We start from the raw sequence: 22,745 nt of genomic DNA on the forward strand, positions 1-22,745 counted from the left end.
ATATTTGATTAATCTTTAAATTCTACCACTTCATCAAATGCAAAACGAGCTTTTTCTACGCTAGTATTTTCTTGGGTATGTCCTAAAGTAATGAGCATAGAAACTCTTTGTTTAGTGGTGTCTAAATTTAAATATTGATTGATTTTATCTTTATCAAAGCCACCGATAATACATGAGCCTAAATTTAAAATATAAGCAGCATTGATAATATTTGCAATAGCAAGATAGCTTTGTTCTTTAGCATAAATAAAACTTTGTTCTAAATTCATTGCATCTAAAAACGGCTTATAAGTTTGCAAGCGTTTGTTTAATTCTTCTTGGTTTAAACCTCTTTTTTTTAGTTTTTCTTCAAAATAATCTTTAAAATCAGCCCTTGAAATTACAACTATAATAGCAGCGCAATTTGCTACATGGCTTTGATTATTAGCTATTTTGGCAATTTCTTTTTTATGTTCATCTTTTTGAAAAACTAAGAATTTCCAAGGTTCAAGTCCTAAGGAGCTAGGAGATAATCTAGCACATTCTAAGATATATTCTAAATTCTCTTTAGAAATTTTTTCTTGGGTGTAAGCTCTAATAGAAGAGCGATTTTGCATTAAATTTAAATAATCTTGCATTATTTTTCCTTTTTTTGATTTATCTTATATCTTATAAGCTTTAAAATTGTTAAAATTATATTTTATTGTTACAATTTTATTTTTACTTCATACAAATGTTTTATTATATGATTTTTAAAGGATTAAAATGAAAAAAATAATTTATTTAAGCATATTTTTGATTATACTCATTATAGGGGTGTATTTTTTCTTTTTTGCAAATAAGGAAGAATATAATTATCTAACTTATGAAGTTAAAAAACAAGATATTACTCAAAGTATAGAAGCAATAGGCGAAGTTTATGCAAAAACACAAGTTGATGTTGGTGCTCAAGTTAGTGGGCAAATTACTAAACTTTATGTAAAATTAGGTGATCATGTTAATGAGGGTGATTTAATCGCACAAATTGATAAAGATAAGCAACAAAATGATTTAGATATTACCAAAGCTCAGCTTGAAAGTGCAAAGGCAAATTTAGAAAGTAAAAAAATCGCTCTTGATATAGCTACTAAACAATACCAAAGAGAACAAAAGCTTTATGCTAAAAAGGCTACTTCCTTAGAAAATCTTGAAAATCTTAAAAATACTTTTTATGCTCTAAGGGCAAATGTGGCTGATTTAAAAGCTCAAACTACTCAACTTGAAATTTCTTTAAAAAATGCTCAAAAAGATTTAGCTTATACTACTATAACTGCACCTAGTAAGGGTGAGATTATTAATGTAGCGGTTGAAGAAGGTCAAACTGTAAATGCAAACCAAAATACACCAAGTATAGTGCGTTTGGCTGATTTAAGTGAAATGGAAATTCGTATGCAAATAGCTGAAGCTGATATTAATAAAATTAGTGTAGGAAAAAAAGTTAAATTTAGTATTTTAAATGAACCTGATAAAAAATACGAAGCAACTATTTCAAGCATAGATCCAGCAAATACTACTATAAGCGATGCAACAAGTAATACAAATTTAAACTCAAACTCAAGTACTAGCGCTAGTGCTGTGTATTATTATGCAAGGGTTTTTGTAAAAAATGATAATAATTTTTTACGCATAGGTATGAGCACAGAAAATGAAATTGCTATTAAAACAGAAAATAATACTTTAGTTATACCAACTTTGGCTATAAAAAGTGATGCAAGTGGTTATTATGTAGAAATTTTAAAAGCAAATAATATAAGTGTAAAAACACCTGTTAAATTAGGTATTAAAGATAGTTTAAATACTCAAATTTTAGATGGTATTAATGAGGGTGATTTAGTTATCATAGGTAAAAATAAAAAATGATACGCTTAGAAAATATACAAAAAAAGATTAATAACACAACTATTTTAGAAAATATTAATCTTTATATTCAAAAAGGGGAATTTGTAGCTATTATAGGGCAATCAGGTAGCGGAAAAACCTCTCTTTTAAATATTATAGGAACACTTGATGAGCCAAGTAGTGGAAAATATTTTTTAGATGCATATGAAGTAACTAATTTAAGCAAAGATGAAAAAGCAAGGATTAGACGTGAAAAAATAGGTTTTATTTTTCAAAGATATAATTTACTTAGTCTTTTAAATGCTAAAGATAATGTAGCCTTACCTGCTGTTTATGCAGGAAAAAACAAACAAGAAAGATCGCAAAAGGCTAAGGAATTACTTTCTTTTTTAGAGCTTGATCATAAAGAATTATCAAAGCCAAATGAACTAAGTGGTGGGCAACAGCAAAGAGTTTCTATAGCAAGAGCTTTGATGAATGGTGGTGAGCTTATTTTAGCAGATGAGCCAACGGGTGCGCTTGATTCTAAAAGCGGTAAGATGGTTTTAGAAATTTTAAATAAACTAAACGATCAAGGACACACTGTAGTTTTAGTCACTCATGATAGAGAAATAGCTGCTAGAGCAAAAAGAGTTATAGAAATTAAAGATGGTAAGATTATAAGCGATAATGGTGCAAAAAAAGCAGACGAAATAAAAGCTAAGTTAATGCCAAAAGAGAAAAAAAGCTTTAATTTGTTTAAAAATCAGCTTTTTGAAAGTTTAAAAATGTCCATAACTTCCATTGTAGCACACAAGCTACGCTCTTTGCTTACTATGCTTGGTATTATCATAGGCATAGCTTCAGTAGTTTGCGTGGTTGCTTTAGGACTTGGAGCCCAACAAAATATACTTGCTTCTATTAGCTCTATTGGAACTAATACTATAGAAGTTGTTTCAGGACGAGGCTTGGGAGATATTCGATCAGGTAGAACAAGGCTAAATTTAAGTGATTTAAAAACCTTAAGTTCTTTGCCTTATTTAGAAGCAGTAGAAGCAGATGTGGGCAAAATAGGGGTAGTAACTTATAAGAATAATTCTTTGCAAGCTAGAATTTATGGAGTAGGGCCAAATCATCTAAGACTTAGAGGTTTTGTGATGGTAGATGGTAGATTTATTAATAATGAGGATATAAAAGATAATACTAATATTTGCATTATAGATGAAAATGCTTTGAGAATTTTATTTGATAATATCAGTGCTAAAGATGTTTTAGGTAAAAGCGTGATTTTTAACAAACAGCCTTTAACTATAGTTGGTGTTTTAAAAAAAGAAAGAGACAATAAAGGCTTTAGAGCTGATGAAAATACCATTAAAATTTATACTCCTTATTCTACTTTGATGAATAAAATCACAGGGGATAAACAAATAAGAGCTATAGTAACTAAGGTAAAAGATGAGGTAAATCCTGCTTTAGCCGAAGAGGCTATGGTAAAAATTTTAGAGATTAAACGTGGAAAAAAAGATTTTTTCACTATAAATTCTGATGCAATTAAAAATGCTATTGAGGAAAATACTGCTACTTTAACTTTACTTATTTCTTCTATTGCGGTAGTGTCTTTAATAGTAGGTGGTATTGGTGTGATGAATATCATGCTTGTTTCAGTAAGTGAGCGTACAAGGGAAATTGGAGTTAGAATGGCTATTGGAGCTAGAAAAGAAGATATTTTAATGCAGTTTTTAATCGAGGCTGTGTTGATTTGTTCTTTAGGAGCTATTTTTGGAGTAATGCTTTCTTTTATTATCATTGAAGTATTTAATTCTTTAAATTTTGGTTTTACGATGATACTTTCATTAAATTCAGTATTTTTAGGGCTTTTAAGTTCGGTTTTAATCGGAGTGGTTTTTGGATTTTTCCCAGCAAAAAATGCAGCAAATTTAAATCCTATTAGTGCTTTATCAAAGGAATGAGATGAGAATATTTTTATTATTTTTTATAGCCTTTTTTTTAAATGCTTGCGTAGGAGTAAAATTAGAACAAGTATCTCAAGAACAAATAAAAAAAGAATATTTTGAAGATTTTAATGCAAGCAAGGCTTGGTGGGAAAAATATAATAATCAAGATTTAAATAATATCTTAAAAGCTATTATTGACAATAACAAAGATTTAAATGTAGCAAGAGTTAATTTTTTAAGCACTTTAGCTAGATATAAGCTTTTAAATTTAGATCTTTATCCTACTTTGAGTGGAAATTTAGGTGCAAACATAAGAAAAAATTTAAACAATGGCGTAGAAATGCATAGTTTCTCAAATGGCATTATGTTAAATTATGAGCTTGATATATATGGAAAAATTTCAGATCAAGTTGCTAGTTCTGAATTTTTAGCAAAAGCAAGCGAATATGAGTTACGCTCTTTAGAACTTGATACGATTAATTTAGCAATTAATAGTATTTTTGAATTGATTTATTTTAATGATGTAGATCACTTGCTAAACAATCATTTAAAAAATCTTGAGCAAATGCTAGAAATTTATACTACTAAATTTGATTATGGTAAGGTTGAATATATTGATCTTTTAAATATTAAAAAGTCTTTATTAAACACTAAACAAAACATCATTACAAATTTGCAAAATAAAGACTTAACACTTAAAAACATAAAAGATTTACTAGGTAAAGATGATGAGTTTTTGATTAATAAAATGCTAAATTATACACTTGAAGATTTTTCATTGCAAAAAATTAATTTTGATATAGAGTTAAAAATGCTTGCTTATAGACCACAAGTTCAAGCAAAACTAAATCAACTTATGGCTTCTTATAAGGATTATGCAAGTGTGCAAAAAAGTATTTTGCCTAGTATAAAAATATTGGGAAATTTAGATGGGAGTGATAAAAATTTTGATGAGAGTTTTAAATTTTTAATCTTAGGAGGTAATGTTGTTATTGACTTACCATTTTTGGACTTTTATAGAGTAAGACAAAATGTAAAAATTTCTGAATTTGCATACCAAGCACGCTTATATGAGTATAAAGATGCATTACAAAGAGCTATTCATGAGTTTAAACTTTGTTATGAAAATGATAAATACTATAATGATTTGTTAAATTTAGTAAAAGATATCAATACCAATCAAGCAAAAATTACACAATTATATTTTGAAAAATATGAATTAGGGCGTAATGAGCTAAAAGATTATCTTGATGCGGATGCTTTGCTTATTAATTCACTTCAAGAGCTTAGTAGAGCGAAACTGTCTTTACTTAAAAATATTAATTTGTATCATAATATAGTATTGATTTCAGAGTAAAATAGACTTAAAAATGTTTCATTTTGTAATATCTTAGTAAAGAGTAGTGTTTATTTGCGTTGTTTTTAAAGTCATTTAGATTACAATTGATAAGTAAATCAAACAAAGGAGAGGTATGAAATTTGATTTTTATGCAACGCTAGTTACTATGGTTATAGTATTGCTTTTGGGCGTTTTTGTCATTAAAAGGGTAAAATTTCTTCGTGATTATAATATCCCTGAGCCAGTTGTTGGTGGTGGAATAGCTGCGATTATTCTTTTAATCTTACATAGTTCTTTTTCACTAGACATTAAATTTGATGAATCTATGAAAGATCCGTTAATGCTTGCATTCTTTTCAAGTATTGGTTTGTTAGCTGATTTTGCTTCATTAAAAAAAGGTGGTAGAAAATTAGCAGTTTTTTTAGTTGTAGTTGTAGCTTTACTATTTGCGCAAAATATAGTTGGTATAGGTGTAGCAACTGCCATGGGACAAAATCCACTTATGGGGCTTATAGCAGGTTCTGTTACAATGAGTGGTGGTCATGGTACAGGTGCAGCTTGGGCGGCTGAATTTATTAAAGAACCTTATTTGTATTCTAGTGCAACTACTGTTGCTATTGCTTGTGCGACTTTTGGACTTATTTCAGGTGGTATCATAGGTGGGCCTGTTGCGAGATATTTGGTTAATAAACACAAATTAGTAGTTCCAAAACAAAATGATGATAAAGATGCGATTTTAAATTTCCAATCTCCAGAAAAAGAAAGATTGATCACTCCATCTTCTTTTATAGAGTCTTTAGCATTGATTGCTTTATGTTTATTAATAGGTAATGCTTTATCTACTTATATCAAAGCAAATACAGGTTTTACTTTACCAACTTTTGTGTATTGTCTTTTTGTGGGTGTTGTTCTAAGAAATGTTTTATCAGCTACAAAAATTCACCATGTATTTGATAGAGAAGTATCAGTTTTAGGTAATGTAAGCTTGTCATTATTCTTAGCTTTAGCGTTAATGACTATTAATCTTTGGGATCTAGTAACCCTTGCACTACCGATGCTAGTAATTTTAGTAGTACAAGTTGCTATGATGGCTGCTTTTGCTATATTTGTAACCTTTAGAATATGTGGAAAAGACTATGATGCAGCAGTTTTAGCAGCAGGACATTGTGGTTTTGGTTTAGGTGCTACTCCAACAGCTATGGTAAATATGCAAACTGTAACAAATCATTATGGTATGAGCCATATGGCATTTATTATTGTGCCTTTAGTAGGTGCATTTTTCATAGATATAGTAAATGCTTTAGTGATTAATGCTTTCTTATATCTACCATTCTTTCATTAAAATCATCTAGCACTAATTTAGTGCTAGATTAACTTTTTATCTTTGCTCTTACATAAATGATTTAAAAAACACTCTTTACATAAAGGATTTTTAGCCTTGCATGTATAGCGTCCAAAAAGCACCATAGCTTGATGAAGATAGTTTAGATTATCTTTAAAAATTTTAGTTAAGTCTTTTTCTGTTTCTTCAGGGGTTTTGGCTTTGCTAAGATTAAGTCTGTGTGAAACTCTAAATACATGAGTATCTACAGCCATACAATTAGCCCCACACCATTCTATCATTACTACATGTGCAGTTTTTTGTCCTACTCCTGCTAGAGTTTTTAAATCTTGCTCATTCATAGGAATTTCACCATTAAATTGCTCGCAAACTGCTTGAGCCATTTTGATTAAATTTTGTGCTTTATTATTATAAAATGAGCAAGAATTAATCAAAAGCTTCAAAGATGATAAGTTTGCCTTAGCTAAATCTTGTACGCTAGGATAAGCTTCAAATAAAGCCGGTGTGATGAGATTAACCCTTTTATCAGTGCATTGAGCTGAAAGCATAACACAAACTATAAGTTCATAAGCATTACTAAAAACTAATTCTGTTTTTGCTTGTCCAAAATGCTCTAAAAATAATTTTTTAATTTCTAAATTTCTTTTCATAAACTTATTGTATGTTAATCGGCTTTAAATAAAGTTTAGATATAATAAAATCAACAAAACTATTTCAAAAGGAAAAACAATGAAAAAAATTTCTTTAGTTGCTGCGGCTTTGTTAACAGGTTTAAGTTTAAATGCTGCGGTGGTTGCAACCCTTGATGGAAACAATATCAGCGATACAGAAGTGAATGAATTTTTTGCTCCTATGCTAAGAGGTGCTAAAATCACTGATTTACCAGCTGAACAAAAAAAAGCAATTATTGATCAATATATCGTTCAACAACTTGTATTAAAAGACGCTAAAGCTCAAAAAATAGAAAATGATCCTTCATATAAAGAAGAATTAGAGCGTGCTAAAGAAGCTATTTTGGTAAATATCTACCAAAAGAAAATTTTTGATTCAATTAAAAATAATGATGCTAAAGCTAAAAAATTCTATGAAGCAAATAAAGATAAATTCACTAAACCAGCTCAAGTGAAAGCTAAGCATATTTTGGTAACTAGTGAAAAAGAAGCTAAAGGTATTATTGCCGAGCTTAGTAAGCTAAGTGGAAAAGCTTTAAATGATAAGTTTGCTCAACTTGCAAAAGAAAAATCAATCGACAAAGGTTCTTCAGCTCAAGGTGGTGATCTTGGTTGGTTTGCTGAATCAACTATGGTAAAACCATTTGCTGATGCAGCTTTTTCTATGAAAAAAGGTACTATTTCTAAAACACCTGTAAAGAGTGATTTTGGATATCATGTTATCTTAAAAGAAGATGCTAGAGCAAAAAGTACTATGAGCTATAATGAAGTAAAAGCAGGTATTGAAAGCAATATCAAAATGGAAGAATTTAAAGAACTTATGAATAAAAAAGCTCAAGAACTTCTTCAAAAAGCAAAAGTGGAATACAAATAATGGGTGTATTAGATCTTGTTAAACCAGGTGTTTTAAGTGGTGATGATCTAAATATCGTATATAATCATGCAAAAAAAGAAGGATTTGCTATCCCTGCGGTAAATGTCGTGGGGACAAATTCTATCAATGCGGTTTTAGAAAGTGCTAAAAAAGTTAATTCGCCTGTGATTATTCAGTTTTCAAATGGAGGAGCTAAATTTGTAGCAGGGAAAGCTTGCCCAAAAGCTGATGTACTTGGTGCTATAAGTGGTGCAAGACATGTACATTTAATGGCAAAAGCTTATGGAGTTCCGGTAATTTTGCACACAGATCATGCTGCTAGAAAATTACTCCCTTGGATCGATGCTTTGATTGAAGCAAATATTGCGTTTAAAAAAGAAACAGGCAAGCCTTTGTTTAGCTCTCATATGATTGATTTAAGTGAAGAGGATTTAGAAAGCAATCTAAGCACTTGCGAAAATTACTTAAAACAAATGTCTGAGCTTGGGATTTCTTTAGAGCTTGAGTTAGGATGTACGGGTGGTGAAGAAGATGGAGTGGATAATACTAATATCGATAATGCAAAATTATACACCCAGCCTGAAGATGTAGCGCTAGCTTATGAGAGACTTTCTAAAATTAGTGATAGATTTTCAATCGCAGCTAGCTTTGGTAATGTACATGGAGTATATAAACCAGGAAATGTGATTTTAAGACCTGAAATTCTTAAAAACTCTCAAAATTATGTAAAAGAAAAATTCAATCTTGGTGAAGAAAAACCAATCAATTTTGTTTTCCATGGTGGCAGTGGTAGTGATATAGAAGATATCAAAGCAGCGCTTAGCTATGGTGTGATTAAGATGAATATCGATACAGATACTCAATGGGCTTTTTGGGATGGTGTTAGAGAGTATGAACTTAAAAATAAAGCTTATTTGCAAGGACAAATTGGCAATCCTGAAGGCGATGATAAGCCAAATAAAAAATACTATGATCCAAGAGTATGGCTTAGAGCGGGCGAAGAGAGTATGATCAAACGCTTAGAGTGTGCTTTTAGTGATTTAAATTGTATCGATAGAAACTAAGAGTTTTATAACTCTTAGTTGATTTTCCTGTGAAGATTTCAAATTTTTAGAGCAAAATTAACAAAGGTTTATAAAATGGAAGTTAAAACAACTGATGATTTTTCTGATCTTGTATTGCCTGAGGGAAAAGGTAGTACCGGAATTGTTGCTTATTTAAAGATTATTTTTATCCCTGCTATATTGTATATTTTAGTGCTTTTAGGATATTTTGGAAAGATTGATTTTAAAGTAGAATTACATAGTGTTGTAATGATAGGGATTATCTTTTTGGTAGCTTTGATCTTTGCTAGACATAGTGCTGATTATGCTTCAAGTATTTTTGAGCAACAAAAAGATGAATTTAAGCTTATATTAAAACGCTATATTATGAAGCATTTTTTAGTTATAGGTAAAGAAACAAAGTCAAACGCTAGTTTTGATGATTTTGCTTATGCTTATGTGAAAGATTTGAGAAATGAAAATTTTGCTTCTGTAGGTGCAGCTATTTTTCCTATGCTTGGTATTTTAGGAACTTTTATAAGTATAGCAATGTCTATGCCAAATTTTAATTCAAGCGACACAGCAGGTTTAGAACAAGAAATTTCAGTTTTATTAAATGGAGTAGGAACAGCCTTTTATGTATCAATTTATGGAATTTTCTTAGCACTTTGGTGGATATTTTTTGAAAAATACGGCAGCAGTAAATTCCAAAAACTTCTTAATCGTCAAAAAAATGCAACAAGCGATTTTTTCTGGTCTAAAGAAGAAATTGATAGAAAGTATCTTCAAGAAAGTTTGCAACATTTTGAAAAAATAGGCACGATTTTTGAGCATGTAAGTAATGAGGAATTTTTTAAAGAATTAGATAATACAATAGATAGAAAATTCAAAGTTTTTCAAGAGCTTGTAAATGCTGAGGAAAAAGCTGTAAGATTAAGCAGTGAGCATGTAAAACAAACTATGAGTGATTTATCTAAAACCCAAAGAGAGCAAAAAGATATAGTTAAAACTTACAGCGAGATTGCAAATGCGGTAAATATGCTAAATTCAAACATAAAAGATTTAACCTTAAGAATTTCAGAGCAATACAACAGACTTTTGGATGTGAGTTCTGATAAGATTGTGCATTTAGATAAAAGCGTGAGTGCTTTAGATGAAAAGGTGAATAATTTTTCAAATAATATTGAAAAATATCAAAATCTTATGCTAGATAATCAAACTAAGCTTTTTGAAGGTTTTAGGGCAAGTATTATAGAAGGTATGCATACTTTTAAAGAAGCTTATGAAGATGAAAAAAATATCGATGAAAAAATTTCACTAATGCAAGAATTTAAAGAAGAAAGCAAAGAATTAGATGAGCAAACCACACAAGTTATTGCAAAGCTTGAAAATCAAAAAGAAGATGAAAAAATAGATGATAAAAAATAATTCTAACAATGAAGAAAATAATTTTTGGATCGCTTATGCAGATTTAATGGCGGGCTTGCTTTTTATATTTATTTTGCTTATTGGAGCTATAGTTGTTAAGTATGTTTTAACTCAAAGTGATTTGCAAATCATAAAAGAAAATCTGCAAAAACAAGAAGAGCGCTTAAGAGAGAACAAAGAAGAATTAAACCAAAAAGAAGATATTTTAAAAAATCTTAGCCAAAAATTAAATAATACTTCAAGCACGCTTGATGATGTTAATAAGCAAAAACAGGCTTTAGAGGCTAATATTACTAAACTCAATCAAGATTTAAATTCAAGTTTGGATGAAAAAGATCAACAAATTTTTGCTTTGCTTGAGAGATTAAACAAAAAAGATGAAGAAATCAAAGAATTAGAGCGTAATTTTGATGAGGCAAAAAGTAAAATCAAAGAATTAGGTTTAATCAAAGAAAATACCATTAAAAATCTTCAAGCAAAATTTGATACTAATATTACCTTAGATTCTAATACAGGGGCGATAGTTTTACCTTCTGAAGTGCTTTTTGATACAAATTCTTTTACGCTAAAAGCACATGCAAAAGAGAATTTGAAAGCGATTTTAACGCAGTATTTTGACAATATTTTAAAAGATGAAAATATCTTAAATAGCATAGAAAATATAGTCATAGAAGGTCATACAGATAGCGCAGGTTCTTATATATATAATCTTGATTTATCGCAAAAAAGAGCTTATGCTGTGATGAGTTTTATACACTCATTTTATAAAGATCCAAGATTGCAAAAACTTTTAATGGCAAGCGGTAGGTCTTATTCTGATGTAATTATGAAAGATGGTAAAGAAGATAAAGAAGCAAGCCGTAGAATAGAGATTAAGTTTAATATCAATACAAATAATGCTTTAGAAAAGGTTGAAAAATACCTTGATAGCAAGTAGAATTGATGTTTTAAAATACAAAGATTTTGAATTTTTACTCAAAAGAGATGATTTATTAGGTTATATCAATGGAAATAAGGCTAGAAAACTAGCCTTTTTTGAAAAAAACAAACATTTATTTAAAAAAGGACAAAGATTTATTTCTTTTGGTTCTTCTCAAAGTAATGCTTTAGTTGCTTTAGCTAAGTTTTGTTACGAAAATGATTTTTTGCTCATTTTTGTTTGTGAAAAAATGAGTTCTTTTTTAAAAGAAAATCCCCATGGAAATTTAGAATTTGCATTAAAACATAATGTGGAGTTGATAGAAAATACAAACTATCCTACAAGAAGATTACAAGCTTTAGCCTTAAAAAAAGATGATGATGTTTTTATAGAAGAGGGTGTGGCTATAAAAGAAGCTGAATTTGGATACCAACAACTAGCCTTAGAGCTTAGTGAACAGTTGAATGAAAATGTAAGTATTTTTTTACCCTCAGGTACAGGAACTTCTGCGGCTTTTTTGGCTAAACATAGTAAATTTAAAGTTTTTACATGTGCTTGTGTGGGAGATAGTGCGTATTTAAAAGAGCAAATTTTAAACTTAGAAGCAAATTATGATTTTGATAATTTAACCATATTAAATCCACCAAAAAAATATCATTTTGCTAAGCCTTATTTAGAATTTTATGAGCTTTATCAAGATCTAAAAAAAGAATGTGGAGTAGAGTTTGATTTGCTTTATGATATGGTGGGTTTTAAAACTTTATTAGCTCATAAAGAGCAATTTGGTGGAAAAATCTTATATATCCATCAAGGAGGCCTTGAAGGAAATATAAGCATGTTAAAGCGTTATGAATATAAATTAAAAAATACCAAAATAAAAAATCACTAAGATAATCAAAGGTATGATAAACTTAACATAGTAATACCATAGTTTAAAAATACTTCCTTTTAGGGTATTTTGATTAGAAAGCTCATAAATTGCATCTTTTTTAAGTACCCAACCTACATAAATACAACAAAAAAATGCGGTTAAAACAAAGAATATATTTCCACTAATAAAATCAAAGCTATCAAAAATATTTTTTCCTTTGATGATAGTAATATCTTTTAAAGGACCATAAGTAAGTATGCATGGTAAATTTCCCAAGACAAAAATACTTCCAAGTGTTAGATTAATAGCAGTATTTTTAGCTAGTTTAAATTTTTCCTCCAAAACACTGATGATTACTTGATAAATTGGCAAGCTTGTAGTAAGTGCAGCGATGATTAAAAGTAAAAAGAAAAACACACAAATTATACTTCCAAAAGGTATATGTGAAAATGCAACAGGTAAGGTTTTAAAAACCAAAGATGGTCCACTATCAGGGGTTAAACCTACACTAAATAAAGCAGGAAAAATCATAAAACCAGCAAGTACTGCTATGAGGGTATTTAAAATTCCTGTATAAACAGAAGTTTTGATTAAATTCTCATTTTTATTAAGGTGAGATGATAAGGTTATCATTACACCAAAGCCTAAAGATAGGGCAAAAAATACTTGTCCTAAAACATCTATAAACAATTTAGGAGTGATTTTGGAAAGATCAGGAGTAAGGTAAAATTTCACGCCCTCACTTGCTCCTTCAAGTGTTAAATTACGTGCAACAACAACCAAAAGGCAGATAAATAAAAATGGCATAAGGTATTTTACTGACTTTTCTATGCCATCAATCACACCTTTTTTTAAGATAATCCAGTTAATTATCACAAATATAGTAGTAAAAATTCCTATTAATAAAGGATTATTTTCTATGGTTGAGTTATAAAATTCGCTTGTATATTGAGCATTAATGGGACTTGAAAGATTAAAATCGCCTATGATGATTTTAAAAATATAAGCCAAAACCCATCCACCTATTACCATATAATAAGCCATGATTCCAAAACTACCTAAAAGCCCCATGTAGCCAACACCTTGCCAAGAATTAGATATTTTAACTCCATCGCTTGTTTTTCCACCAAAAGCATCGACTGAATTTAGCATTCTGCGTCTTCCTATAACATTTTCAACCAAAATCACAGGAATTCCTATAAAAATCATAGCTATACAAAAGGCTAAAACATAAGCACCGCCTCCATTTTCACCTACTAAGTATGGAAAACGCCAAGTGGCTCCAAAACCAATAGTCGCTCCTGCTACTGTAAGGATATAAGTTAGCGTATTGCTCCAAGTTTGTCTTTGCATACTTTTTCCTTGCTAAATTTAAATAAAAAATATTTTAAGATAAAAAATAATACCATTATGCCAAATTTTTATTTATTTTTTTATCAAATTAAAGGAAAATCCATGCAAAAAAAGAAAATTTTGTTTTTAGGTGCAGGATATGCTACTTTATCGGCTATAAAAGCCTTATCTGATGAGTTTTTTGAAAAAGCACAAGTGAGTTTGATTAATAACAATTCTTATCATTATCATACTATTTTACTACACAAAGTAGCTTCCAATGAAGATATTTATAGTTCAAAATATGATCTTTTGCCTTTGTTAAATCCAAAAATTAACTTTATCCAAGATGAAGTTTTAAAAATTTCTAAAGACAAAGTTTTTACTAAAAATAATGAATTTGACTTTGATATTTTAGTATGTGGGCTTGGTTTTGCTAAAGAAACTTTTGGTATTAAAGGTATGCAAGAATATGCTTTGAGTATAGATAATTATGAAAATGCTTTAAAAATTAATGAAATAATATATGAGAAAATAAAAAATCATAAAACCACTCAAAATGAAGATGATTTGAAAATCACAGTTTGTGGTGGGGGCTTAAGCGGGGTTGAATTTATAGCTTCTTTAGCTAAAGAGCTTAAAATATTTTGCCAAAAAGAGCAAATTGCTTATGAGAAATTAGAGCTTTCTATTATTGAGGCTATGGATCAAATTTTACCTATGTTTGATAAAAGTATGGCTTTAAAAGCAAAGCAAAGGCTACAAGAACTTGGTGTAAAAGTATATGAAAAATCTAAAATCATAGAATGTGAAAAAAATGGTATAAGACTTGATGGGGGAGAATTTGTTAAAGCTAATACTATCATTTGGACTGCAGGGGTTAGGGGTAATAGCGTTATAGAAAATAGCTCTGATTTTTCAAGTGTAAGATCGCGTATAGAAGTAGATGCTTTCATGCATCCTTTAAATATTGAAAATCCATCAAAATACTTTTTTATAGGTGATAATAGTTTATTTAAAAATCCTAAAACCAACACTCCTTATCCTCCAACAGCCCAGCTTGCATTAAGAGAAGGAGCTTATGTAGCCAAAGCTTTAATGGCTATGATTGATGAGAAAGAATTTAAGCAAGAATTTTCTTTTATAAGTGGAAATACCGTTTGTTCAATCGGAAATGATTATGCAGTTGGCACAGTTTTGCATAAGCCAATTAGTGGTCTTTTGGCAATAAAACTTAAAATTTTTATAGAAAAACTATGGCAATATCAGCTTATAGGGATAAAAGGATTTTTTAAATAAACATATAAGAATCATCATAAGCATGATTTAATCTAGCCTGAATACTCTCTTTCCATCCTTTTGCTAGGGTGGAAATTTTTTCTAATTTTTCTAAAGAATTTGAATTTTTAAAAGGATTAAAAAATAATTGATTTAACTCCATAATGCTTAAATTAGTTTCATCTTTTTGTAAAATTTTGATTTTGTCATTTTTGCCTATTATGCCTTCTTTTAAGACTCTATAATACCATCCAGTTCTTCCACTTTTGAAAACTTCTTGAGTAAAATTTAAGTGATTGTGTATGCTAGAAATTTTAAAACAAGGCTTGCGCGGTTGACTTACTTGCAAAATACAAGTACCTATCTCATGTATATCTCCACAACAAACATTATTTTCGTTTAAACCATCAATACTTAAATTCTCTCCCATTTCTCCAAAATTTAAGTATTTGTTTAAATAATTATTCCATAAAGTATAGTTTTGCACACTATTTGCAAAAACAACTTTTTCTAAATTTCCATGATGAATTTTATCAGCTATTTCATTATCAAGAATATAATCTGTATAAATTTGCAAAGAATTTAAATAAATATCCTTGATAAATGCTGAGTGAAATTTATTATAGTTTTTGATTTTGCCAATTTGCAAAGATTTAATAGAACTCATCAAGGAACTTTACTTAAAAAATCATTTGCATCTACATAGCCTATAATGCGTCCTTTTTCCTCGCCTTTGTTAAAAAATATCATTACAGGAGGCCCAAAAACTCCAAATTCTTTCATAAGAGATAAATCTTCTTGGTTATTATGTGTTACATCTGCCTTTAAAAGCGTGTAATTAGCAAGCAAATTTTGTACTTTCGTATCTGTAAAAGTATATTCTTCTAAAAGTTTGCAGTTTTCACACCAAGCGGCTGTAAATTCAAGCATAACCGGTTTGGTAGAATTTTGTAATTCTTGCTTAAGTTCTTTTAAGTTTTTAATGGTTTTAAAACTTAAACTAGAGCTATTTTCTTTTGAGACAAGGTTAAACTCAAGAGGTTTTAGTAAGCTTTTTGAACCCATTGAGCCGCCTAAAATTAGACTTAAACTATAAGCTAAAATTAAAATCATACTTGCTTTTTTAAATTTATCAAAATTAGTTTTTGCTTCATCAAATAGCCCCATAAAGCTAGCAAAAAATACCCCTATAATCCCATAAAGCATTAAAATGATATTTGCACTAAGTATTCTTTCTAGCATCCAAACTGCCATGATGAGCATGATAAAACCAAAGAAAATTTTTATCTTAAGCATCCAAGCTCCGCTTTTTAAAAAACTTCCTCCAAATCCTATTAAAAGTAAAGGCATACCCATACCAAAACTCATCACAAATAAAGAAAGTCCTCCTAAAAATACATCGCCACTATTAGTAATGTAAAGCAAAGCCCCTGCTAAAGGTGCAGCCACGCAAGGTCCTACAATAAGAGCTGATAAAAAGCCCATGATAGCTATACCAAAAACCCCGTTTTTGCCTTCTATTTTTTTATTAATAAAATTTTGAAATTTAAGCGGCAATTGTAATTCATAAAGGCCAAACATGGAAAGTGAGAGCAATACAAAAATACCTGCAAAAGCAATGATAATCCAAGGTTGTTGTAATAAACCTTGTACATTAGCTCCTGCAAGACCTACTAAAGCACCTGCTATAGCATAAGCTAAAGACATAAAAAAGACATAGATAAAAGATAAGTAAAAGCTATATTTTTTAGATGGTTTATCTTTGAGCTTCATTGCGATTAATGAAGAAAGAATAGGTATCATTGGTAAAATACAAGGAGTAAGTGCTAATAACAAGCCATAACCAAAAAAAGTTAAAAGCGTGATAAATATATTTTGTGTGCTTAAATCATTAGCAATTTGCTCATCTTCATTTTGCTTTTTAAATTGATCTTTAGTGGATTTTATAGCATAAAATCCATTTTGTTTATTAAGTTCATAATTTACATATACAGGACGATAGCATAAACCTTCTTCTGAGCAACCCTGATAAGCTAGGGAAAGTTTTGCATTGTTATTTTTAATAAAATCATCTAATAATAATTGAGGTATAAAAAGTTCAAGTTGGCTAAAGATTACTTCTTTGTTTTCTCTAGTTTGAGTTTGTGGGAAATTTAATAAAGAAGTAATGTCATTTGAATCTAATTCTACTTTGATTTGATCTTTGTAAAGATAAATTCTATCTGCAAGATTGATTTTTAAAAAAATTCCTTGATTGTTGCTGTGGGTATTGAGTTTAAAAGCTTCATTGAGTGATAATACTCCATTATTAGCAAAAGCTAAATTTAAAAAAATAAAAAATACCGCTAAAAAACGCATTTTTCTCCTTGAAACTAGAAGTTAAATTTGTTTTATTTTACTTATTTGTGGTAAATTTAAGTTAATAATTATCCTAAATTAAGGAGTTTGTTATAAACTAAAATTCCAATTTTTAACAATCTTAATATTTAGTGAAATTTAGTTGCTATTTGCTATATTTGAAATCATAATAAAGGAAATTTTTGAATAGTATTTTTTTAGTGCACAATAAATTTAACGAGTATAAAAAAATTACTTTAAAAGCATATATGGTTAATGCTTTTTTGTTGGTTTTTTTATTGTTTTTATTTTTTTATTTATCTTTTTTAAGCGCTAGTTATAATTTTGATTTTGGGGCAATTTATGAATATAAAGACAAAATGATACAGGGTTTTTTTACGAGTTTTTTTATTAGTGTTTTGTCTTTGATTGTAGGTGTGATTTTTGCTTTGATTTTGTGTTATATGAGTCTTTGTAAAATCGTGCTTTTTAATATGTTTGCAAGAGTTTTTATAGAGCTTATTAGAGGCACACCTTTGCTAGTGCAAATTTTATTGATTTATTATATTTTTGCGGATAATTTAGGGCTTGATAATCGTTATGTTTGTGGAGTTTTGATTTTAGCTTTATTTGCTAGTGCTTATATTTGTGAGATATTTAGAGCAGGGATTTTAAGTGTTGATAAAATGCAATATGAAAGTGCCAAAGCTTTGGGTTTGAGTGAGTTTGAAATTTATAAAAGCGTTATTTTTCCCCAAGCTTTAAAAAATATCTTAGCACCACTAAGCGGACAGCTTAGTAATTTAATTAAAGACAGCTCTCTTTTAAGCGTTATAGCTATTTCAGAATTAACTCAAAATGCCCAAGAAATCAATGCTTTTACCTTTTCAACTTTAGAAATTTACATTCCTTTAGCACTGTGTTATTTGGTTTTAACTTTACCTATTTCTATGTTTTCAAGAAAGCTTGAAAAGAGTTTTTCTTAAAAGAAAAACTCAAGCTTTTGTTCTTTGAAAATTTCTTGCATATCTTTGAGGTATTTTTGACTTAGCTTATCAAAAAGACCATTTTTTTTAGATTTTAAAATAAACTCATTGAATTCTTCTTTTAATTTGGTATTATTTTTATTTAAAGCTATAGCCCATTGCTCAGGTGTTTTTTCAAAAGGGGTAAAAATAGCTTTTGTTTGCTCAGGATGTTTTTTCCATGCTTTATAAATGCTCATTTGATCATAAATAAAAGCATCAGCTTTTGCTTGAATGACTTCTAAAATAGCTGCATTTTCTTTATCAAATACTAGGATTTTTGCATTTTTAAGATTTTTTTGAGCATATAAATGTGCACTTGAACCTCTTTTTAAAGCAAGGATTTTTCCTTTTTGATTTAAATCTTCTATGGAATTAATATTTGATTTTTTAGTGCTTAATATCGCTAAATTTGCCTTAGCATAAGGCAAGGTAAAATCTATTACTTTTTTTCTTTGCTCACTTATGCTCATAGAAGACATGATTAGATCTATTTTTTGAGTTCTTAAAGCAGGTATAAGTCCATCCCAAGCTATGTTTTGAATTTTTAAATCATAGTTTTTTTCTTTGGCAAAGGCTTGTAAAAACTCTACACTAATACCACTTGGATTACCTTTGGTATCACTCATTTCAAAAGGAGGGTAGGCTAACTCCATACCTACGATTAATTCTTTTGCATGAAGTGTAAAAAACAAGCTTAGTAAAAAAAGTATTTTTTTCATTTTTTAACTCCAAATTTAGCTAAGGCTCTTTCATAATCTTCTTTTGTATCTATACCTATGCTTTGACTTTGTATTTTTAGCATTTTGATTTTTTTGCCATTTTCTAAGGCTCTTAATTGTTCTAATTTTTCACATTCTTCCAAAGCTGAGTTTTTCAAAGTGCAAAATTCTTGTAAATTTTTAACTCTATATGCATAAATTCCAAGATGGGCTTTAAAATTTTGTTTATAATTTACCCTTTCATAAGGAATTTTAGATCTTGAAAAATACAAAGCATAATCATTACTATCAGTAACTACTTTAACCAAATTTGGATCATCACAAGCTTTTGCATCTACTTCTTTATAGCAACTACTCATAAAGCAAAGCTCATCTTCAAAAGCTTTTTGACTAAATTCTTTAAAATCTTTAATATTTTGTGTTTCTATAAAAGGCTCATCGGCTTGGACATTGATGATTAGCTCGTTGTTATTTAGTTTTAAAATTTGACAAGCTTCGTTGATCCTATCAGTGCCACTTTCGTGATTTTTACTTGTTAAAACTGCTTTTATATTATGTTTTTGCGCTATTTTTAAAACCTCTTCATCATCAAGTGCCACGCACACTTCATCAACTTCTTGCATTTTTTTAGCTGTATAAATAAACATAGGTAAATTATCAATCTCACATAAAATTTTATTTTCAAAACGACTTGATTTTAATCTTGCTGGTATGATTATCATTGTTTTATCCATTCTATAATAGTTTGTTTTAGATTTTTGAGTTTGCAAACTTGATTTTGCTTTTGTGTGCTTGTAAATAAGCTTGTGATATTTGGATGAATTTCTTGTTTAAATTCTTTTGCAAGTTCTTGCATGCAAGCTTGTTCATCTTGGCATTCTTTATTATAAATTGCTTGATACATACTTGGGGTAAATTTACTCCATTGTGCTGTGGAAGTAATAAGCGTAGTGGTGTTAGAATCAAGCATTTTAAAGCAAGTGCAAGTGTGAGGGTCTAAAAGTCCTAAGTGGCTGTATTGTTTGATATATTGCATGCACTCATTATCATTGCAAAAATCAGCTTCAAAGTCTTCTTGTAAAAGCTCTAGCTCTTTTTGGCTAAGCTCATAATATTTTTCATTCTTTAAAGCTTGCATTAACTCTTTGGTGCGTTCATCTTTAAATTTATCAAAAAGCAATCTTTCTATATTTGATGATATGAGTATATCCATAGCAGGAGAAATAGTCTTTTGTAAGCTTTTATTTCTTAAATCATATTTGCCTGTATTAAAAAACTCACTTAAAATATTATTTGAATTGGAAGCAATTTTAATTTTGCCTATATTTGCTCCCATTTTTTTAGCATAATAAGCTCCCAAAGCATCGCCAAAATTTCCACTTGGAATGATGATATCTATTGTTTTATCGATTTTTAAACTAGCATAGTAATGATAGATGATTTGAAAAAGTATTCTTCCAAAATTAACTGAATTTGCAGCACTTAGACTTAACTTTTCTTCTTTTAAAGTATTTTTAAAATCCTCATCATTTAAAAGCGCTTTTAGAGCATTTTGCGCATCATCAAAATTACCTTCAATGGCTATGGATTTTAAATTGCTTGCATTTGAATGTGTCATTTGTAAAGCTTGAGTTTTACTTGTGCCTTCATTTGGGTAAATGCAAACTACTTTTATGCCTTTTTTATTTTCAAAGCTTTTTAATGTTGCAGGCCCTGTATCACCACTTGTAGCGCACATGATTAAAAAATCATCATCTTTTTTTAAGTGTTCTAAAAGCACGCCAAAAGGCTGTAAGGCCATATCTTTAAAAGCTCTTGTTGGTCCATGGAATAATTCATTAATATAAAGCTTATCATTGATTTTTTTCAAATTAATAGGGCAGGTTTTATCATCAAAACTCTCATAAGTTTTCAAAGCTTTTTCAAAAACTTCAAGCTCTAAATCAAATTCAAATGCAGCGATGATTTTTAAAGCTAATTCTTTGTAGCTTAAATTTTTTAAAGCTTCATTATTAAGCTTTGGTAGATTAAGTGGCGCATATAAAGCATTATTAGGTGCACTAGGGCTAAGTAAGGCTTTTGAAAAGCTTACTTGATGGTTTTTATCTTGGGTTGAGTGTAGCAACATTTTCTTCCTTTTTGTTAAATTTATCAATATAATTTTGCAAAACTTGCTTAAAGTTATCTTTTAAAACAATATCAAGATGAATAAGTTCAGTTTTAAAGCCAAAATCTTTTACTTTCACATAGTCTTTAAAGGTTAGCATCAAGGTGTCGCAATTGTGTTTTTTTAAAAGTTTTTCTAATTCTTCTTTTTTGAAAGTATAATGATCGGCAAAAAAATAACAAGCCCTAGCTTTGATAAAATGCTCATACAACCTAAAAGGTTTTGCAATGGAGCTTATTAAAACTGCTTTTTGATTTTCTTTTACATGAGAATAACGCACAAAGTCTTCATTTTCTTTAGCTATAAAATCAGCCCTTTTAGCAAAAGATTTTGGCAAACGATAAGCCCCGCTAGGTAGGGTAAAACCAAAAAATGGCTCATCTTTACTTTGCAATAAAATATTAAGCTTTTTAATGTGAAATTTAGAAAAAGCATCGTCTAAAAGTATGATCTTTGCTCCAAGCTCGATAGCTTTTTGTATGCCTTTAACCCTATCTTCGCTTACTATCACTCCATTAATGTGCTTTGTAAGTGCATATTCCATAGCTTCATCGCCACTTTCTTTAATATCGCACAAAATTTCATCTTTATGCTTAACGATGATTAAGCCTTTACTTTGTCTTTTATAGCCTCTTAAGATGATAAAACAATTTTCAAACTCAGCTGCTATGGCTTTACAAATGGGAGTTTTTCCATTGCCTCCTAGGGTTAGATTGCCTATGCTTATAATGGGTAAATTAAAATCAAGTTCTTTTTTAAATTTAGTATTTAAAATCGCTATGATCATATATAAAAAGCTAAAAGGCAAAAGCAAAAAGGCTAGAGTTTTTTGCAAAAAATTAGGTTTAAAAAAATAGCGATCAAGCCAAGTCATATGCATTCTTTAATGTTGTTGGAAGTTTTCTTTTAAAGGCATTATTTTGCACACGTTCTAAGACTAAATTTTTTAAATTCTCATCAAAATTTTCCAAGCTTTGATTATTTTCTAAAGCTTTTAAAACTTCATCTAAAACTTCATATTTATAGCCAAGATCTTTTTCATCGCTTTGATTTGGCCAAAGATCAGCGCTAGGAGCTTTTTGTATGAAATTTTCATGTACACCCATAAATTTAGCAAGTTCAAAAACTTCACTTTTATAAAGTGTAGCCAAAGGATTAAAAGCACAAGCTAAATCCCCATAAATAGTCCCATAACCAAGCATAAGTTCGCTTTTATTAGAAGTGCCTACTACCAATGCATTGTGTAAAGCCGAATAATCATAAAGCAAACTCATACGCACTCTTGCAGCTAAATTTCCAAAGCGTAAAGGGTTTAAGTCTTGACAAATTTTTTCATAAGCACAAAGTACTTCATCAATATAAATAATCTTATGATGAATTTGCAAATCTTTACAAAGCATTAATGCATCATCTAAATTTTCTTTTTTAGAATGTTTTGTAGGCATTAAAAGCACAAAAAGTTTTTCACCTATTGCTTTTTTGCAAAGATGAGCTACTAAAGCTGAATCTATCCCACCACTTAAACCTAAGATGAGATTTTTATCCCCTGCTTGTTCTTTTATAAAATTGATCAATAATTCTTGTAATTTTGTATAATTCATAAAAA

The 22,745-nt window shown here is 29.4% G+C and carries 21 protein-coding genes; 11 read left to right on the top strand and 10 right to left on the bottom strand.

Annotated features, from left to right (window positions below):
* Positions 1 to 8: 8 nt before the first annotated feature.
* Positions 9 to 617 carry an NAD(P)H-dependent oxidoreductase gene (locus L8U98_RS02695; RefSeq protein ID WP_263724851.1) on the bottom strand — a complete coding sequence of 203 codons (609 nt, stop codon included), beginning with the start codon at positions 615 to 617 and terminating at the stop codon, positions 9 to 11.
* A 127-nt stretch (positions 618 to 744) separates the two neighbouring features.
* On the opposite strand from L8U98_RS02695, the gene L8U98_RS02700 reads away from it, so the two are divergent.
* The 4 genes from L8U98_RS02700 (at position 745) to gltS (ending at position 6,472) form a co-directional block, all read left to right on the top strand.
* Entirely contained in the window at positions 745 to 1,878 is a 1,134-nt protein-coding gene (locus tag L8U98_RS02700) for an efflux RND transporter periplasmic adaptor subunit (protein WP_263724852.1), read from the top strand.
* The gene (locus L8U98_RS02705; RefSeq protein WP_263724853.1) at positions 1,875 to 3,806 is read left to right on the top strand and encodes an ABC transporter permease; all 1,932 of its coding nucleotides are present in this window, start codon (positions 1,875 to 1,877) and stop codon (positions 3,804 to 3,806) included. Before L8U98_RS02700 ends, L8U98_RS02705 begins: the two co-directional genes overlap by 4 nt.
* A gap of 1 nt (position 3,807) precedes the next feature.
* Complete coding sequence (locus tag L8U98_RS02710) at positions 3,808 to 5,148, top strand: TolC family protein (RefSeq protein WP_263724854.1); 1,341 nt, start codon at positions 3,808 to 3,810, stop codon at positions 5,146 to 5,148.
* 115 nt (positions 5,149 to 5,263) lie between these two features.
* Entirely contained in the window at positions 5,264 to 6,472 is a 1,209-nt protein-coding gene (gene gltS, locus L8U98_RS02715) for a sodium/glutamate symporter (RefSeq protein ID WP_263663209.1), read from the top strand.
* A 23-nt stretch (positions 6,473 to 6,495) separates the two neighbouring features.
* On the opposite strand, the gene nth is transcribed toward gltS, so the two are convergent.
* Entirely contained in the window at positions 6,496 to 7,122 is a 627-nt protein-coding gene (nth, locus tag L8U98_RS02720; RefSeq protein WP_039618455.1) for an endonuclease III, read from the bottom strand.
* Between the two features lie 79 nt (positions 7,123 to 7,201).
* Here nth and L8U98_RS02725 point away from each other — a divergent pair, with 79 nt between their 5' ends.
* The 5 genes from L8U98_RS02725 to L8U98_RS02745 all read left to right on the top strand — a co-directional run bounded on the left by L8U98_RS02725 (position 7,202) and on the right by L8U98_RS02745 (position 12,296).
* The gene (locus L8U98_RS02725) at positions 7,202 to 8,017 is read left to right on the top strand and encodes a peptidylprolyl isomerase (RefSeq protein ID WP_263724855.1); all 816 of its coding nucleotides are present in this window, start codon (positions 7,202 to 7,204) and stop codon (positions 8,015 to 8,017) included.
* A complete protein-coding gene (fbaA, locus tag L8U98_RS02730) occupies positions 8,017 to 9,081 on the top strand; it encodes a class II fructose-bisphosphate aldolase (protein ID WP_263724856.1) in 1,065 nt (354 codons plus the stop codon). Before L8U98_RS02725 ends, fbaA begins: the two co-directional genes overlap by 1 nt.
* Positions 9,082 to 9,156: 75 nt before the next feature.
* Positions 9,157 to 10,488: a MotA/TolQ/ExbB proton channel family protein gene (locus tag L8U98_RS02735; RefSeq protein ID WP_039626332.1), complete on the top strand. Its 1,332-nt coding sequence runs from the start codon at positions 9,157 to 9,159 to the stop codon at positions 10,486 to 10,488.
* Positions 10,475 to 11,425 carry an OmpA family protein gene (locus L8U98_RS02740; RefSeq protein WP_263672026.1) on the top strand — a complete coding sequence of 317 codons (951 nt, stop codon included), beginning with the start codon at positions 10,475 to 10,477 and terminating at the stop codon, positions 11,423 to 11,425. Before L8U98_RS02735 ends, L8U98_RS02740 begins: the two co-directional genes overlap by 14 nt.
* On the top strand, positions 11,412 to 12,296 hold the full coding sequence (locus tag L8U98_RS02745; RefSeq protein WP_263724857.1) for a 1-aminocyclopropane-1-carboxylate deaminase/D-cysteine desulfhydrase: 885 nt from the start codon (positions 11,412 to 11,414) through the stop codon (positions 12,294 to 12,296). The genes L8U98_RS02740 and L8U98_RS02745 overlap by 14 nt, the downstream gene beginning before the upstream one ends.
* On the opposite strand, the gene L8U98_RS02750 is transcribed toward L8U98_RS02745, so the two are convergent.
* Positions 12,267 to 13,631, bottom strand: coding sequence for a sodium-dependent transporter (locus L8U98_RS02750; protein WP_263724858.1), 1,365 nt, complete (start codon positions 13,629 to 13,631; stop codon positions 12,267 to 12,269). The two genes, L8U98_RS02745 and L8U98_RS02750, sit on opposite strands and share 30 nt — an antisense overlap.
* A 102-nt stretch (positions 13,632 to 13,733) precedes the next feature.
* On the opposite strand from L8U98_RS02750, the gene L8U98_RS02755 reads away from it, so the two are divergent.
* Positions 13,734 to 14,909, top strand: a complete 1,176-nt coding sequence (locus tag L8U98_RS02755) for an NAD(P)/FAD-dependent oxidoreductase (RefSeq protein ID WP_263724859.1) — start codon at positions 13,734 to 13,736, stop codon at positions 14,907 to 14,909.
* Here the strand turns inward: L8U98_RS02755 and L8U98_RS02760 are convergent.
* Together L8U98_RS02760 and dsbD are read right to left on the bottom strand one after the other, a co-directional pair.
* A complete protein-coding gene (locus L8U98_RS02760) occupies positions 14,902 to 15,555 on the bottom strand; it encodes an MOSC domain-containing protein (RefSeq protein WP_263682171.1) in 654 nt (217 codons plus the stop codon). The two genes, L8U98_RS02755 and L8U98_RS02760, sit on opposite strands and share 8 nt — an antisense overlap.
* Complete coding sequence (gene dsbD / locus L8U98_RS02765) at positions 15,555 to 17,246, bottom strand: protein-disulfide reductase DsbD (RefSeq protein WP_263724860.1); 1,692 nt, start codon at positions 17,244 to 17,246, stop codon at positions 15,555 to 15,557. Before dsbD ends, L8U98_RS02760 begins: the two co-directional genes overlap by 1 nt.
* Before the next feature lie 248 nt (positions 17,247 to 17,494).
* On the opposite strand from dsbD, the gene L8U98_RS02770 reads away from it, so the two are divergent.
* Positions 17,495 to 18,211, top strand: coding sequence for an amino acid ABC transporter permease (locus L8U98_RS02770; RefSeq protein WP_263724880.1), 717 nt, complete (start codon positions 17,495 to 17,497; stop codon positions 18,209 to 18,211).
* Here L8U98_RS02770 and L8U98_RS02775 read toward each other — a convergent pair.
* The 5 genes from L8U98_RS02775 to L8U98_RS02795 are packed head-to-tail and all read right to left on the bottom strand — an operon-like array spanning position 18,208 to position 22,740.
* Entirely contained in the window at positions 18,208 to 18,972 is a 765-nt protein-coding gene (locus tag L8U98_RS02775; RefSeq protein ID WP_263724861.1) for a transporter substrate-binding domain-containing protein, read from the bottom strand. The two genes, L8U98_RS02770 and L8U98_RS02775, sit on opposite strands and share 4 nt — an antisense overlap.
* On the bottom strand, positions 18,969 to 19,694 hold the full coding sequence (gene kdsB / locus L8U98_RS02780; protein ID WP_263678650.1) for a 3-deoxy-manno-octulosonate cytidylyltransferase: 726 nt from the start codon (positions 19,692 to 19,694) through the stop codon (positions 18,969 to 18,971). Before kdsB ends, L8U98_RS02775 begins: the two co-directional genes overlap by 4 nt.
* Positions 19,691 to 21,100: a threonine synthase gene (thrC, locus tag L8U98_RS02785; RefSeq protein WP_263724862.1), complete on the bottom strand. Its 1,410-nt coding sequence runs from the start codon at positions 21,098 to 21,100 to the stop codon at positions 19,691 to 19,693. Before thrC ends, kdsB begins: the two co-directional genes overlap by 4 nt.
* Positions 21,075 to 22,013 carry a tetraacyldisaccharide 4'-kinase gene (locus L8U98_RS02790; protein ID WP_263724863.1) on the bottom strand — a complete coding sequence of 313 codons (939 nt, stop codon included), beginning with the start codon at positions 22,011 to 22,013 and terminating at the stop codon, positions 21,075 to 21,077. Before L8U98_RS02790 ends, thrC begins: the two co-directional genes overlap by 26 nt.
* Positions 22,000 to 22,740: an NAD+ synthase gene (locus L8U98_RS02795; RefSeq protein WP_263724864.1), complete on the bottom strand. Its 741-nt coding sequence runs from the start codon at positions 22,738 to 22,740 to the stop codon at positions 22,000 to 22,002. Before L8U98_RS02795 ends, L8U98_RS02790 begins: the two co-directional genes overlap by 14 nt.
* Positions 22,741 to 22,745 lie beyond the last annotated feature (5 nt).

It is taken from the genome of Campylobacter sp. RKI_CA19_01128, from assembly GCF_025771175.1.
Lineage (GTDB): Bacteria > Campylobacterota > Campylobacteria > Campylobacterales > Campylobacteraceae > Campylobacter_D.